Origin of the sequence: Burkholderia sp. Ax-1720, assembly GCF_011753035.1 — a bacterium.
GTDB classification, from domain to species: Bacteria; Pseudomonadota; Gammaproteobacteria; order Burkholderiales; family Burkholderiaceae; genus Burkholderia; species Burkholderia gladioli.
Map to the genome: position 1 here is coordinate 97,158 of NZ_VWWK01000007.1, position 14,555 is coordinate 111,712.

Consider the following 14,555-nt stretch of genomic DNA (forward strand, 5'->3'; position numbering starts at 1 on the left):
CGATCGGTTCCATTGGTTCGTTTTCCCAATGAAGCCGCCGGATTCGAAGGTTCGTGCGAAAAACGTCGATTCCGCTGGGAAAGATTGGCCCGAGTCGCGAGCGCGCGCGCCCTAGCATGAAGGCTCGACACATCGCTGACGGAGCGCGGCGGCAAAGGCCGCCGCGTGCTTCCCGCGCGGTGATGTTCGCTTTGGCCTACCTGTCACGGAGCTTTCATGCTGAACAGTCCTGCAAACCCGTCCGCCTATGTCGGACAACGGCTCAACAAACCCGAAGGCACGAAGATCGGAGTCGGCGTGACCTCGCCATCTCCGGAACTGGTGCAGATGTTCGCGGCCGCCGGCTTCGATTTCATCCTGATCGACATGGAGCACGGCCCGATCTCGATCGAGACGGCCTACCGGATGGTCATGGCGACCATCGGCACCGCCGCCGAACCGTGGATTCGCGTCACCCACAACGATCAGGCGCAGATCAAGCTCGCGCTGGACGCCGGCGCCAGGAACATCGTGGTGCCGATGATCACGAGCCGGGAAGAGGCGCGGCAGGCCGTGTCGTATGCGAAGTATCCGCCGCAGGGCGTGCGCGGCTGGGGACCGTTTCGCACGCAGTACCAGTGGCAGACCAACATGATCGACTATTCGAAGCGTGCCAATGCCGAGACCGGCGTGATCGCGCTGATCGAGCATCCCGACGCGGTGCGCGACATCGATGCGATTCTCGATGTCGAAGGCCTGGCCGGCGCGATTCCCGCGCCCTTCGATCTCGCGGTCAACATGGGCTTCAACGACGGCCCCGCTCACGACGAGGTCCGGCAGGCCATCGAGCACGTGATGAGCCGGATCAAGGCGAAGGGCATGGCGCTCACCTCGTTTGCCGTGACGCCGCCCCAGGCCGTCGAGGCGTTGCGGCTCGGCGTCGACAATCTGTTCCTCGGTTTCGATCCGATGTATATCCAGGCCTCGCTGCAGCTGTTCCTCGGCACCGTCGATCAGATGCGCGCGTCGGCCTCGTAGGCGCCGCGGGCCTGCCCGCGCAAGCCCGCGGCATGGGCCGCTATTACCCGGCGGCCCTGACCGGCAGGATCGTCTTGTACTGCACGCGCCGCATGGTGATCGAGGTGCTGACGTCCCGCACGCCCTCGATGGTGGCCAGCCGCGTGGTGACGAAGCGCTCGATGCCCGCGATGTCGCTCGCGACCACGCGCACCATGTAGTCGAACGCGCCCGTCATCAGGTAGCACTCCATCACTTCCTCGCAGCCGAGGATGGCGCGCTCGAACTCGGCCAGCCGCGGCGCGGACTTTTCCATCTTGACCGACACGTAGGCGTTGATCGGCAATCCGACCTTGTCCTGCTCCAGCAGGCAAACGTATCTCGCGATGATGCCCGCTTCCTCCAGTAGCCGGATGCGTCGGTAGAGCGGTGACACGGAGAGATTGAAGGCGGTGGCGAGGTCGGTCGCCTTGGCATGGGCATCTCGCTGGAGCGCATGCAGGATGTTGACGTCGGTCTGGTCGATCTTCATTGGGCTGTCTGGTACCGGGAATGTAGGGAAAGCCAGGCAATGAAGACCGGGGGAAATCGGGGATCCTTCGTGGTGCCTGTGCTGCCGGCAGGCGAGCCAGGCGCAAGCCGGGGGAGATCGATGCTCCCTCGGCAATGTCACGTATGGCCGCCCCCATTCATGCAACGTCCGGGCACCGGGTTTTATTCCATCGAGGCGTGGCGGGACTCGGCCCACGCGAAGGCGAGGGCGCCGAGGACGCGAGCCGGCGGACCCACGCGGACCTAGGGTTCGCCGGCCGATCGCCAGTCGCTGCCGTCGGTGGCGAGCAGCAGGGCGTGATCGCGTACATCGGGCGGCCAGTGTTCGCGCATCCGGATTGATTCCTCTCGCGCCGAATTTCCGCCTGATCCGCCCGCATTGCCTGCCGCCGCCTTGGTTTTCAATATGCGGGCAAGGGCGTTCGCCGTGCTCGCGGATGCGTGAAGCGGCCGGCCGAATCGGAAACGCGATGCCTGCTGCATCGCGGCACGGCCCGTCGCGCGGCGCCGAAACCGCGCGTAACAAACCCGACCTGAAAGATGGAATAGCGCCGATCGGCAAGCTGTTCTGGTAGGGCAGGCACACATGCTTCGGCCGTGCTTCCTGCCAGGCGAACCGATGGCGTCTTCAAGGTGCCGGCGCGATGCTCCGCGTCCCGCCACCCGCCCGTCGAACAGGACGAAATCATGCGTACTCTCATTGGACTCGGCATCGTGCTCGCCAGCTGCGCGGCCTGCACCACGCCGGTTGCCTCGCCATCCTCCCTGGCGGATCCCTCGCTCGGCACGGCGGGAACGGCGGCGCCTCCCGTTTGCCGGAGCGTCAACACCAGCGCGGTGATCGACGGCGCCACGCAGAACCTGACCGGCCTGGCATGTCGCCAGCCCGACGGCAGTTGGCGGATCCAGCAGCCGGATGCGGCGATCGATGGGGATGCCGCGGTCCTGCCCGCCTACGCGGATTACGCGGTCTTCCCGTATTACGACCCCTGGTTCTACGGGCCCTGGACCTTCGGCTTCGGCGGCTCGTTCGTGTTCGTCCACCACTTCCACCATGTCGACCACGGTCACTTCGGCGGCTACGGCGGTTTTCACAACGGGTTCCATCACGGCGGCGGTTTCCATGGCGGCGGCTTCCACGCAGGCGGCAGCTTCCATGGCGGCGGGCGGCATTGATCCGTGATGTCGCGTCCGCGCGGCGGGAGCCCGCGATGAGGTTCCCCGCCTTCCTGAGGATCGCCGCGTGGCTGGCCATCGCGGCATGCATGTCGCCGCCGTTCGCGCACGGCGAGGCGGCAAGCGAGGTGTCGAGCGCGGCGGCGAGCGAGACCGCCGCGCCCGTCGGGCAGCCCGATGTTTCGCCGGCGCAGGTCGGCGCGCTGCCGCTCGATCGGCAGGTGCGCTGGCTGCGTCGCGCGGCCGAAACGGGCGCGCTGGAAAAGCTCGACGACGCGGCGCTGCTCGCGCTGTTCCAGTCGCTCGATGCGTCCACGGTGCCGCGCTACATCGAGCAAGGGCCCAACGCCTATGCCTCGTACGAATTCACGATGCGGCGCCAGGAGCGCATCCGCGGCACCTGGCCGAGCCGGCCCGATCACATGCTGGTGCGTTTGAGCAGCAAGCCGCTGCGGATCTACGCGAAATGGCTGCCCGACGGCGCGCATGCCGGGCAGGAAATCATCTATGACGAGTCGCGCCGCCGCGACCAGTTGTATGGCCATCTCGGCGGCTTGCTGAACGTGCTGCCCGTGTGGGCCTCGTTGAACGGCGCGCTGGCGCGCACGCAGTCGCGCCATCAGGTGCGCGATATCGGCACGGCCTTCATCGCGGGCCAGTTCCTGGCCGAGGGCGCGAAGCTCGGGGAGGCGGGCGGCCAGCATCCGGCGCGCATCGAGGTGAAGACCATCGACGGCGTGCGTGTTGTCGCGTTCACCTACGAAACGCCGACCGGCCAGCCCGAGTACTACGCGAAGAAGGAAACGCTGGGGCTCGATCTGCGGCATCCGTGGTTCCGGACCGCCGAATCCTATGACAACGACGGCCGCCTCTTCGAGCAGGTGGTGTTCGAGACGATCACGCCGCGGGACTTCGACGATTCGGCGTTCGATCCCGCCAATCCCGCATACCGGTTCCACTGAACCGGGCAAGCCGCGCCGCCGGATTGGCCGACGGCATGTCGGGGCGTTCCCGGCCGGGCTATTTCAGAGGATGTTCGGTACCTGCGCCGCTCAGGTCATTCATAGGGTCGCGAAGCACTCGGTGGCGGAACACTTCGCTGCCGGACGGTGGCCCATGATGCCGTGAAGAGGGGCGGCGTGCTTGCCGACGGGTATCGCGGTGTTTTCGGGGAGGGGCGCGCGCGATTCATCGTCCCGCCAATCCGTCATGCCTTCGCCTGGCCCATTCGCTGAAAGAAAATCAATGCACGGGGATCTTGAGCGAAGGCGACATTGATACGGACCCAGGGAGTCGGCTGTGCGCTCGGCCGGCACGACGCGCCGGGAGCCAGCGTGATGCCGCATTCGCTGGCGTGTTGCACGAGGATCCGTGAGTCGTCGATGCCTGGAACGCGGGCCCAGATGAAACTGCCGCCGTCCGGCGATCCGAAGACACACCAGCCGGCATCGGAGAGTGTGCGCAAGGTCGCGGCCAACGCCCGATGCATTCGCCGCTGTAGTTGCAGGAGATGCCTGGAATAGGTGCCGCGCTCGATAGCCGCGGCGGCCACGGCTTCGGCCAGCCGGTTGCCGCCCAGGCTGGTGAGTACCTTGACGTTGACCATCTCGCGGATGCGGCGAGGGTTGGCGATCATGTAGCCGATTCTCAGTGACGACGACAATGTCTTGGATAAGCCGCTGATGTAGATCACCCGATCCAGGTTGTCGAGTGCCGCCATTCTCTGTGACGGTTCGGCCTGCAGATCCGCGTAGACATCGTCCTCGACGATGGTGAAATCATGTGAGTGAGCGAGCTGCAACAATCGAAACGCGACAGGTGGCGCGAGGGTGCTCCCGGTGGGGTTGTGAAATACGGTGTTGATAAACAGCAGCTTGGGCCTGGTGCTTTTCAACAGTGATTCGAGCGTGTCGAGGTCCGGACCTTCCTCGGTGCGCGGTATCGCGACCAGGTTCACGTGCTGCAGTTTAAGCAGGCCGAACAGGTTGTAGTATCCGGGGTCCTCGACGAAGACCGTGTCGCCGGGGCGCAGCTCGGAGCGCACCACCAGATCGAGCGCCTGGCTGGCGCCGTTCGTCACCATGATATTCGGCAGGTCCGCACGCAGGCCAACGCGTCTGGCGCGGTCGAGCAAGGCTTGCCGCAACTTGAACATGCCTTCCGGAGCCGCATAGTCCGTGAGATTTTCCGCATTGTCCCGGCGCGCAATGCCAATCGCCTTCGCAATACCATCGACATCACGCCACGATTCCGGAACGAAACCGCTGCTGAGCTTCAGCATTGGCCCACCCGGGTTGAATTGCTGCAGGATTTGCAGGGAGGCCTCGGTTGCCAGCGTGGATTGATTGCTCGTCTGTTTGGTACGAGATTCCTCCGGATCATCGGCGACATAAAAACCCGACCCGTGACGTGAACGAACGAGTCCTTGCGCGACCAGCCGTTCGTAGGCTTCCACCACGCAAAAGCGGCTGACATGGTGGCTGACGGCCAATTGGCGAATCGAGGGCAGGCGCGTGCCGGGTAGCAATGTTCCGGAGCGTATTTTTCTTTTGATCTCGGTTGCCAGTTGCCCGGATTTCGAGGCGCCCTTCGCTGCATGCGGTGTGGATTTCATGACGCGACTGTTTGCAATTTTTGTGCAGACACTTTGGTGTGGCTGCTGCGAAGTGTACATGGCTTCGAGGAGCGCCTGCGCGAATACTTGATGCAGGAAAACGGCGGTGATGTCGGCCGGGAAGGCCGCCCTTTTCTTGTCTGCATCCCGGTCATTCACAAGCCAATCAGGAGGCCGATGTGCCATTCGTTACCGTCAAGGCGATCGAGGGCGTGTTCACGCTCGAACAGAAGCAAACCATCATCAAGAAGGTCACCGACGTGCTCGTCGAAATCGAGGGAGAGGCCATGCGGCCGATTACCTGGGTCGTGTTCGAGGACGTATCGAGCGATGCCTGGGGAATCGGTGGTCGAGCGTTTGGCACCGAACACGTCAAGGCCTTGCAGAGCGGTGAGGTCAAGCTCGCGGACGCGCTCGGAATCTGAACAGTCGGGCGCACACGAACGCTTGCTGTTGCAGGATGCGTTGCCGGGGCACGGGAATATCTTCCGAAGCCCTTGTTCCCAAGATCAAATGTAAAACGACTGGCAAGCTGATCCATGTCGCTATCCATGCCCTTTACCTGCGCACTCGACGCTATCGGCAACACGCCGGTGGTGAAGTTGCGCAAGGTGGTACCGAGGCATCACGCATCGGTGTATCTGAAACTGGAGTATTTCAATCCTTCCGGCTCGTACAAGGACCGGATGGCTCGTTCCATGATCGAACAGGCCGAGTTGCGTGGTGACTTGCGGCCGGGCATGAGCGTCGTGGAGGCGAGTGGGGGGAGTACGGGCGCCTCCCTGGCTCTCGTCTGCGCGATCAAGGGCTATCGATTCAGGATCGTGTCGTCCGACGCATTCGCGCCGGAAAAGATACGGATGATGCACTCGCTGGGTGCCGAGGTGGAGATTGTCTCGAGTCCAACGGGAAAAATCGGCGCGGATCTCATCCCGGCAATGATTTCCCGCGCTCGCGCGATCGCCTCCCAGGGCAACAGTTACCTGACCGATCAGTTCCGGAATCGTGATGCCTTGATCGGTTACGAACAAATCGGCGTGGAGTTGATTCGACAGTTTCCGGAAGGCATCTCGGCGTTCTGCGGTGCAGTCGGCGTTGCCGGTATGGTCATGGGGGTCTCGCGGGCATTCAGGGCTGCGCGATGGAACACACGGGTCGTCGTGCTGGAGCCTGCCACGTCGCCTGTCATTACGCTCGGACGTGCCGGGGAGCATCACGTCGAGGGGATCGGAATCGGCTTCGTGCCGCCTTTGCTGGACGAGTCTCTTTACAACGAGGCTTGGGCGATCTCCGAGGACGAAGCGCGCATGATGTGCCGACGGCTGGCGAGCGAGGAAGGCCTGTTTGTCGGAACCTCGACCGGGCTCAATGTCGTGGCGGCCATACGACTTGCCCAGGAGCTTGGACCCGAGGCCAATGTCGTGACCGTGGCATCGGATACCGGCTTGAAATACTTGAATACCGCGCTTTACTCGAGTCCGGAATAGCCTGGGCCGGCCGATGTCGCGCAGGGCCGGAATCCGCTCGCGGTTCGTCGACTGACGATCGACGAGGTTCGTGGCGCGCAGGCTGCCACGCCTGTGAAGACAGGCTTGTCTCACCCCAGCACACAGTGCCGGCGGCAACTGTGCTCTGCACAACTGTGTTCGGTGTTACGGATTATTTCGTTATATATTTCGAAGCATAACGACTTGATCCGCTGACACCGTCCTCTCGCCCCATGTCTTTCCGCCGCCCCCGTTTCAGGGCGCTCTCGCTGGCCTGCGCCGGCGCGAGTGCTTCGTTCGCCGTTCATGCGCAGGATCCCGAGCTGCTGCTCGCCCCGGTCGTGATCAGCGGCCCCGCGCCGAGCGCGCTGCCGTCCTACCAGGTCGAGCGGATCCGCGTCGGCCCGCTCGGCGAGAAGGCCCTGCTCGACACGCCGTATTCGATCAGCGTGGTGCCCACGGCGCTGGCCACCAACCAGCAGCTCGAAAGCGTGCGCGAGGCGTTCCGCTTCATTGCCTCGGTGCAGGGCGAGAACATCCGCCCGCAGACGCGCGGCCTGCAGGCCGGCGTGGTGCAGAACACGCGCGTGGACGGCCTGAACGTGGCGGCCACCACCGACTATCCGATCGAGGAATTCGAGCGCATCGAGGTGCTGGGCGGGCTGTCGGGCGCGCTTTATGGCCCGGCCAATCCGGCCGGCACCTTCAACTTCGTGTTCAAGCGGCCGACCGATGCGCCGCTGCGCCAGTTCACGATCGGCTACGCCTCGCGCCAGTCGCTGCTGGAGCATCTCGACCTGGGCGGGCATTTCGGCAAGGACGACACCTTCGGCTACCGGCTCAACCTGCTGAACCAGAACGGCGAGAGCTACGCGCCCGGCAGCCGGCTGCGCCGCGAGCTGGCCAGCCTCGCCTTCGACGTGCGCTTCAGCCGCGACACGCGGCTGGAAACCAACTTCAGCACCTATCACTACCTCGACACGGGTTTCCCCGGCACCTTCGCGCTGGCGCGCGGCGTGCCGTTCCCGGGCGCGCTCGATCCGACGCGCCAGGGTTACGGCCAGACCTGGGCCGGCGACGACAACGTCACCAACATCTACAGCGCCACGCTCAAGCACGACTTCGGCGAGGACTGGCATCTCACGGCGGGCCTGCTGCGCGAAACCAGCGATCGCGCCTCGACGGTGCCGACCTTGACGCTGGCCAACGCGGCCGGCGCCTACACGGCGACCACCGCCACCACCACCTTCAGCCTCGATTCGATCGTCAGCAACAACCTGGCGCTGAACGGCCGGACCTGGCTGGCGGGCATGTCGCACGACCTGGTGATCGCGAACACGGGTTTCTTCTGGAACCGCTACACGCCGTTCCAGACCGGCGCGATCACGCTGGGCCGCGGCAACCTCGCCGATCCGGCCAGCTTCGCCGAGCCGCCGCTGCCCGATTTCTCGAACCGCTTCCGCGCGGTGCGCACCATCCAGCAATCGCTGACGCTGGGCGACACGATCGGCTTCAATTCGCAATGGTCGGCGCTGCTGGCCGCGAGCCAGAGCTGGATCAGCGTGCGCAACTTCAACCGCAGCGGCTCGACCACCAGCCGCTACGACGCGAGCGGCATCAGCCCGACCGCGAGCCTGATCTACAAGCCGCGGCCGAACATGACGGCCTACCTGACCTATGCCGACAGCCTGCAGCAGGGCGACAGCGCGCCGAGCGGCAGCGCCAACGCGGGCGAGAGCCTCGCGCCCTATCGCAGCCGCGAGTGGGAGCTCGGCTACAAGCTCGAGATCGACACCATGAACCTCGGGCTGGCCCTGTATCGCATCCAGCGTCCCTATGCCTACGTGGGCGCGAACAACGTGTTCGCCAATGGCGGCGAGCAGGTCAACCGCGGGCTGGAGCTGAGCGCGAACGGCGCGGTGAGCCGCGATCTTCACGTCTACGCGGGGCTCTCGCTGCTCGATCCGCGCCTGTTCGACACCGGCTCGGCCGCCACCAGCGACAAGCAGATCCTCGGGCTCTCGAAGCTGGTGTTCAACGCGCTGTTCGACTACAGCGTGCAGCGCGTGCCGGGCCTGGCCTTCAACCTGAACGTCAATCACGCGAGCCGGCGGCCGGGCAACTACAGCGACACGGATTTCGTCGACGGCTACACCGTGCTCGATCTCGGCGCCCGCTACCAGACCCGCATCGCGGGCCGCAAGGTGGTGCTGCGCCTGGCCGTCGACAACCTGACCAACCGCCAGTACTGGGCCAACATCGCCCCGACCGGCCAGAACGGTTTCAACAGCACGGACAACGGCACCGGCACGCTCGGCGCGCCGCGTACCGTGCGCGCTTCCATCCAGGTGGACCTATGACTTCCCGATTCACGCATCAACTCACATTCCGACCCGCATTCCGACCCGCATCCCGCTCGCTCGCCGCCGCGCTCGCGGCCTCGGCCCTGCTGGCCTTCACGATCCCCGCCGCGCGCGGCGCCGAGGCGCTGACGGTGTTCGCGGCCGGCAGCACCGGCGGCGCGCTGGCCACCATCGCGCACGACTACACCGCGGCCACCGGCCAGCCGGTCAAGCTGGTGACGGGCCCGGCGGGCCTGCTGCTGGAGCGCATCGAGGGCGGTGCCAGGGCCGACCTGTTCATCTCGGCCAACCTCGCGCATCCGCGGCGGCTCACGGCCGAAGGCAAGGCCGGGCCGACCGTGGTGTTCGCGCGCAATCGCGTGTGCGTGAGCGCGCGCCCCGACGTGGGCCTGACCAGCGCCAAGCTGCTCGACAAGCTGCTCGATCCCGGCGTGAAGATCGGCACCTCCACGCCCAAGGCCGACCCCGGCGGCGATTACGCCTGGCTGCTGTTCGAGAAGGCCGGCACGCTGCGCGCGGGCGCCACGGCGACGCTGGAGGCCAAGGCGCGGCAACTGGTGGGCGGGCGCAGCGCGCCCGAGGTGCCGGCCGGCGCCAACCCCGTCAAATACTTCATGCAGACGCATGTGGTTGACGTGTTCGTCGGGTATTGCAGCTCGCACGACACGCAGCCGGACCCGGCCTTCGTGCAGGTGGAACTGCCGCCCGAGCTCGCGATCCAGGCCGACTACGGCATGACCGTGCTCGAGGGCCGTCACGACGAGGCCGCCTGGCGCTTCGCGATGTACCTGATGAGCCCGGCCGCGCAGGCCGTGCTGCCGCGCTACGGCTTCGGCGCGGTGGGGCTGGCCGATCCGGGATCCTGAACGAGCGGCTTGTTCAAATCGAGCAATATCGAGCATAATTCGGCTATAGTGAGCGCCACGCGGTGATGCATGGCGGCGCCTGCTCCATGCCGATGGCCTCGCTCCTCCAGGAGAATCGATTTGAACCCATTGCTCGAAGACGCGCACGCGGTCCTGCTGCCGGCGTTCGCGGGACTGTCGCTCGACGACGCGGTGCTGCGCCACCTCGACGGCGGCGGCCTGTCCGTCCTGCTCGGCGAGCGCCGCGAGGAATATCTGGGCCGCCGCATGAGCGCCGAGCGGCAGGCCAACGAATCCGCCGGGCAGTTCCGTCGCCTGACGGAAACCGCGCGCCGGCGGGCCGGGCGGGCCACGATCGTCGCGGTGGACCAGGAGCCGGGCGGCATCCAGCGCCTGCATCGACTGGTGCCGGCGCTGCCCGATGCGGGCGAGGCGCGCGTGTTGTCGTCGACTGAAATCGAGCGCCGCGCCGCCGCCACGGCGCGCGCCGCGCGCGAGCTGGGCGTCAACCTGTTCCTCGCGCCGATCGTCGATCTCGTCACCGGCGCGAACCCCTGGCTCGAGGGCCGGCATGCCGGTTCGGACCCGGCGGGGGTCGCCCACCTGGCCTGCTCGTTTGTGCGCGGTGTGCAGGCCGCGGGCGTGGCGGCGACGGCCAAGCATTTTCCGGGGCACCCGGTCACCGAACTCGATCCGGCCTTGCACGAGGCGGTCGTCCCGGCTTCGCTGGTGGCGCTGCAGCCGGGCATCGGCGTGTTCCGCGAGCTGATCGCGGCGGGGGTGAAGGCGGTGATGGCCGGGCCGGCCCTGGTGCCCGCGATCGACGACGTGGAGCCGTCGAGCACCTCGCGCGAGACGCTCGCCTACCTGCGCGGGCCCCTGGCTTTCGATGGACTGGTCATTTCCGACGATCTCGACGCGCCGGGCATCCTGCGCGGGCGCAGCGTGGCCGCGGCCGCGGTCGCCTCGCTCGCGGCCGGCGCCGACCTGCTGCTGGTCTCCAGCGAGGCCGGGCTGGCGACGATCACGGCCAGCATCGTCGCCGCCGTGGAGCGCGGGGCCCTGCCTCGCGAGCGGCTGGCCGACGCGGCCCGGCGCGTGCGCGCGTTCGCGAGCGAACTCGATGCCGGCGCGCAGGGCGGGACGCAGGACGAGGCACGACATGACTGAGCGTTCGCGGCAGGCGCATGCGGTGCTGTTCCCGGTGCTGGAGACACTCGAGATCGACGATCCGCTCGCGCGCTTTCTCGATCGCGGCGGCCGCAGCCTGTTGTTCGGCGAGACCGGGCCCGAATACGAGGCGGGGCGGATGAGCGCATCCCGGCTCGCGATCGAGACGGCCGAGGCCTGGCAGCGCGGCGTCGAGGCGGCGCGCTCGCGTGCCGGCGGCAGCCTGATCCTGGCCGCCGATGCCGATATCGCGGCGGTCCATCGGCTGGAGGGCGTCGCCGGTCGGTTGCCGTCGCGCGAGGCCGCGGCGGCGCTCGCGGAGCCGGAGCTGGAACGGGTTTGCGAGGCGATGGCGCGGCGCGTGCGCGAGACCGGCATCAACCTGGTGCTGTCGCCGACGGCGGACGTGCTGACCGGGCCGAACCCCTGGCTGCGCGGCCGCACCTTGGCCGACGATGCACCGGGCACGGCGCGCCAGGTGAGGGCCTATGTGCGCGGCGCGCTACGCGCGGGCCTGGCCACCACGCTGAAGCATTTCCCCGGGCACCCGGTGCTGGATGGGCATCCCGCGCGCGATCCGCGGGCCAGGGTGCCGCTAGCGCTCGACGCGCTGCGCGCGCAATGGGCGCCGTTCCAGGCCGGCATCGCGGCCGGCGCGAGCGCGGTGATGATGGGCCCCGCCAGCTTCGATGCCGTGCAGCCGCCGACCGCGGGCTCGCTGTCCGCGGCCCTGATCGGCTTGCTGCGCGACGAACTCGGGTTCACGGGGCTGGTGATGACCTGCGACCTCGACCATCCGGCCACGCTCGGCGATCGCTCGCTGGCCGATACCGTCGTCGCGGCGCTCGGTGCCGGGGCCGATCTGCTGCTGGTGTCGCCGCGCGCGGTGCCGCAACTGGAGACGCTCGCGCAGGCGATCGTGGCGGCGGTGGAGCGCGGCGTGCTCGACGCGCAGCGACTGGAGGCGGCGGCTGCGAAGGTGCGGGGGCTGGCCGAGCGGCTGTCGCGCTAGCGCTCGCGCGTCGGGGCGATGCTGGAGGCGAGGCGGGTTTGCCTCGTCGAGCGAGGGCCGGGCCCGATCGCCAGCCACGCGAGCTTGCCCGCGCGGGCCGCGGCGCGAGGGCGGCCGTCCTGCCGCGGCGCGCCGCCGATGCGAAGCCTCAACGGCCGGCCAGCACCAGCTGGACGCCGGCCTTCTCGAAGGCCCGCTGCGGTTTGGCCGGCGTGTCGTGCTCGACGATCAGGGTGGTGATCTCGTCGATCGGCGCCGCGTTGTGGGTCGCCACGCTCAGCAGCTTCTCCTTGACCGCGGCCACCGCCGTCGCGCCGCTGCGCGTGATCACGGCGCGCTTGAAGGCGGCATCCTCGAGATCGAAGGCCGTGAGTCCTTCCTGAGGATCGATCGCGCAGGCGCCGAGGAAGGCCAGGTCGAAGGACAGCCGCCGGACGGCATCGACCGCCGTGGCGCCGACCGCGCCGCCGACGGCGCGATCGACCTGGCCGCCGAGCATGATGATCGACAGGCCCTCTCGCTCGATCAGGGCCGCCGCGATGGCCGGGGCATTGGTGACGACGGTCAGCGCGAGATCGGCGGGCAGCGCGCGCGCGATCGCGAGGTTGGTGCTGCCGGCATCGAGGAACAGGCTCTGGCGCCGGTCCAGCAGCGAGATCGCGGCCGCCGCGAGCGCCTGCTTGCGCTCGGGCTGCTGCGCCGAGCGGTGCTGCAGCGTGCCGCCGTCGGGGGCCAGCGCGACCGCGCCGCCATAGACCTTGCGGCAGGCGCCGGCCCGGGCGAGGTCCGCGAGGTCGCGCCGGATGGTGTGCTCGGATACGCCGAACTTCTCGGACAGCTCGGTCGCGATGACCTTGCCGTGCGTGGCGAGAAGCGAGCGGATGTGCTGCTGCCGTTCATCGGGCAGCGCGTCGTAGGTCAGCATCGACGGTTCCTGGAGCAGGCGGGAAGGGAGCAAAACGGGCTGCGGGCATTATAGAGCGGCGCCTCGCGGCCGGGCCTCGCGTGCTCGCGTCGGCGCGCGGGCGAGAAGACCTGCGAAGACGCAAGACGCGAGACGCGAGACGCGAGGGCGGGCGCGGCGCGGCAGTCGCGCCGCCACGCATCGGTCCATGTTTGCCGCGGGCGCGGGCCGTCGCCTTCGGCTTCCGGCTTCCAGCAACACCATCCCTTCGACGAGATCATGCCGTCCACTTCGCTTGCGTATCCCGATTCCCTGCGCCGCCGCCAGTCGGCCACGCGCGCCGTGTTCTTCATCGCCGGCTACGGCCGCGCCTCCTGGGCGCCGCTGGTGCCCTTCGTGAAGGCCGGCATCGGCCTGGGCGACGGACAGCTCGGCCTGCTGATGCTGTGCCTGGGCGGCGGCTCGATCACGGCCATGCCGTTCGCGGGCGGGCTGGTGGCGCGCTTCGGCTGCCGCCGCGTGATCGCCGCGGCGACGCTCCTGCTCGCGCTGTCGCTGATGCTGCTGGTGGCGCTGGCCGGCCCCGGCAGCCTGGCGGCGGCCGCGCTGGCGCTGGCGGTGTTCGGCATGTCGGCGGGGGTGCTCGACGTCGCGATGAACATCGAGGCGATCGATGTCGAGCGCGCCATCGGGCAGCCGGTGATGTCGGGCTTCCATGCGTTCTACAGCATCGGCGGCATCGCCGGCTCGGCCGGCGCGAGCGTGTTGCTGACCATCGGGTTGTCCGCGGGCGCGGCGGTGGCCTGCGCCGCGATCTCGATGGCGGTGGCGCTCGCGCTGGCGGTGCCGGCGCTGAGCACGGCCGCGCCGCCCGGGCCGCCGAGCCTGTTCGCGGTGCCGCGCGGCGTGGTCTGGCTGCTCAGCGGCTGCACCTTCATCGTGTTCCTCGCTGAGAGCGCGGTGCTGGACTGGAGCGGCGTGCTGCTGACCTCGTCGCGCGCGATGCCGCATGCCTATGCCGGTTATGGTTATGCCGCGTTCGCCGCGGCGATGAGCTGCGGGCGCCTGTTCGGCGATCGGATCGTGGCGCGCCTGGGCGGCGCGCGGGTGGTGACGGCGGGCAGCCTGTGCGCGGCGGCCGGGTTCGCGATCGCGGCCCTGGTGCCGTCCTGGCCGATCGACCTGGCCGCCTATGCGCTGGTCGGCGCGGGCTGCGCGAACATCGCCCCGGTGCTGTTCTCCTCGGTGGGCCGGCAATCGCGCATGCCGACCGGCGCCGCCGTCGCGGCCATGACGACGATCGGTTATGCCGGCGTGTTCGTCGGCCCGGCCCTGATCGGCGCGATCGCGCGCGTCACGGCGCTGGCGCCGGCCATGCTGTCGCTGGTCGCGCTGCTGGCGGTGGTCGCCGCCTG

General features: G+C 68.0%; 13 protein-coding genes. 10 read left to right on the top strand and 3 right to left on the bottom strand.

Annotated features, from left to right (window positions below):
• Positions 1-216: 216 nt before the first annotated feature.
• Positions 217-1,017, top strand: coding sequence for an aldolase/citrate lyase family protein (locus tag F3J18_RS04240; RefSeq protein WP_166911508.1), 801 nt, complete (start codon positions 217-219; stop codon positions 1,015-1,017).
• A 43-nt stretch (positions 1,018-1,060) separates the two neighbouring features.
• Here F3J18_RS04240 and F3J18_RS04245 read toward each other — a convergent pair whose 3' ends face one another.
• Positions 1,061-1,528: an Lrp/AsnC family transcriptional regulator gene (locus tag F3J18_RS04245; RefSeq protein ID WP_025100506.1), complete on the bottom strand. Its 468-nt coding sequence runs from the start codon at positions 1,526-1,528 to the stop codon at positions 1,061-1,063.
• 707 nt (positions 1,529-2,235) lie between these two features.
• Between F3J18_RS04245 and F3J18_RS04250 the strand changes: the two genes are divergently transcribed.
• Positions 2,236-2,724 carry a hypothetical protein gene (locus F3J18_RS04250; protein ID WP_166911510.1) on the top strand — a complete coding sequence of 163 codons (489 nt, stop codon included), beginning with the start codon at positions 2,236-2,238 and terminating at the stop codon, positions 2,722-2,724.
• 35 nt (positions 2,725-2,759) lie between these two features.
• Positions 2,760-3,686 carry a DUF1571 domain-containing protein gene (locus F3J18_RS04255; protein ID WP_166911512.1) on the top strand — a complete coding sequence of 309 codons (927 nt, stop codon included), beginning with the start codon at positions 2,760-2,762 and terminating at the stop codon, positions 3,684-3,686.
• 245 nt (positions 3,687-3,931) lie between these two features.
• Here the strand turns inward: F3J18_RS04255 and F3J18_RS04260 are convergent, their stop codons facing one another.
• Positions 3,932-5,497, bottom strand: a complete 1,566-nt coding sequence (locus F3J18_RS04260; RefSeq protein ID WP_345891738.1) for a PLP-dependent aminotransferase family protein — start codon at positions 5,495-5,497, stop codon at positions 3,932-3,934.
• Positions 5,498-5,517: 20 nt separating this feature from the next.
• Between F3J18_RS04260 and F3J18_RS04265 the strand changes: the two genes are divergently transcribed.
• The 6 genes from F3J18_RS04265 (at position 5,518) to F3J18_RS04290 (ending at position 12,236) form a co-directional block, all read left to right on the top strand.
• Positions 5,518-5,763 carry a 4-oxalocrotonate tautomerase family protein gene (locus F3J18_RS04265; protein ID WP_025099896.1) on the top strand — a complete coding sequence of 82 codons (246 nt, stop codon included), beginning with the start codon at positions 5,518-5,520 and terminating at the stop codon, positions 5,761-5,763.
• Positions 5,764-5,877: 114 nt separating this feature from the next.
• Positions 5,878-6,825, top strand: a complete 948-nt coding sequence (locus F3J18_RS04270) for a cysteine synthase family protein (RefSeq protein ID WP_025099895.1) — start codon at positions 5,878-5,880, stop codon at positions 6,823-6,825.
• A gap of 233 nt (positions 6,826-7,058) precedes the next feature.
• On the top strand, positions 7,059-9,185 hold the full coding sequence (locus tag F3J18_RS04275; protein WP_166911514.1) for a TonB-dependent siderophore receptor: 2,127 nt from the start codon (positions 7,059-7,061) through the stop codon (positions 9,183-9,185).
• A complete protein-coding gene (gene modA / locus F3J18_RS04280; RefSeq protein WP_166911516.1) occupies positions 9,182-10,054 on the top strand; it encodes a molybdate ABC transporter substrate-binding protein in 873 nt (290 codons plus the stop codon). The genes F3J18_RS04275 and modA overlap by 4 nt, the downstream gene beginning before the upstream one ends.
• A gap of 120 nt (positions 10,055-10,174) precedes the next feature.
• Entirely contained in the window at positions 10,175-11,224 is a 1,050-nt protein-coding gene (locus F3J18_RS04285; protein WP_240156353.1) for a glycoside hydrolase family 3 N-terminal domain-containing protein, read from the top strand.
• Positions 11,217-12,236 (top strand): glycoside hydrolase family 3 N-terminal domain-containing protein, encoded by a 1,020-nt coding sequence (locus tag F3J18_RS04290; protein ID WP_160638670.1) that lies wholly within the window; start codon positions 11,217-11,219, stop codon positions 12,234-12,236. The genes F3J18_RS04285 and F3J18_RS04290 overlap by 8 nt, the downstream gene beginning before the upstream one ends.
• Positions 12,237-12,384: 148 nt before the next feature.
• Here the strand turns inward: F3J18_RS04290 and F3J18_RS04295 are convergent, their stop codons facing one another.
• Entirely contained in the window at positions 12,385-13,161 is a 777-nt protein-coding gene (locus F3J18_RS04295; RefSeq protein ID WP_029950876.1) for a DeoR/GlpR family DNA-binding transcription regulator, read from the bottom strand.
• A 258-nt stretch (positions 13,162-13,419) separates the two neighbouring features.
• Between F3J18_RS04295 and F3J18_RS04300 the strand changes: the two genes are divergently transcribed.
• A partial coding sequence (locus F3J18_RS04300; protein WP_166911520.1) for an MFS transporter occupies positions 13,420-14,555 on the top strand: 1,136 nt, incomplete at its 3' end.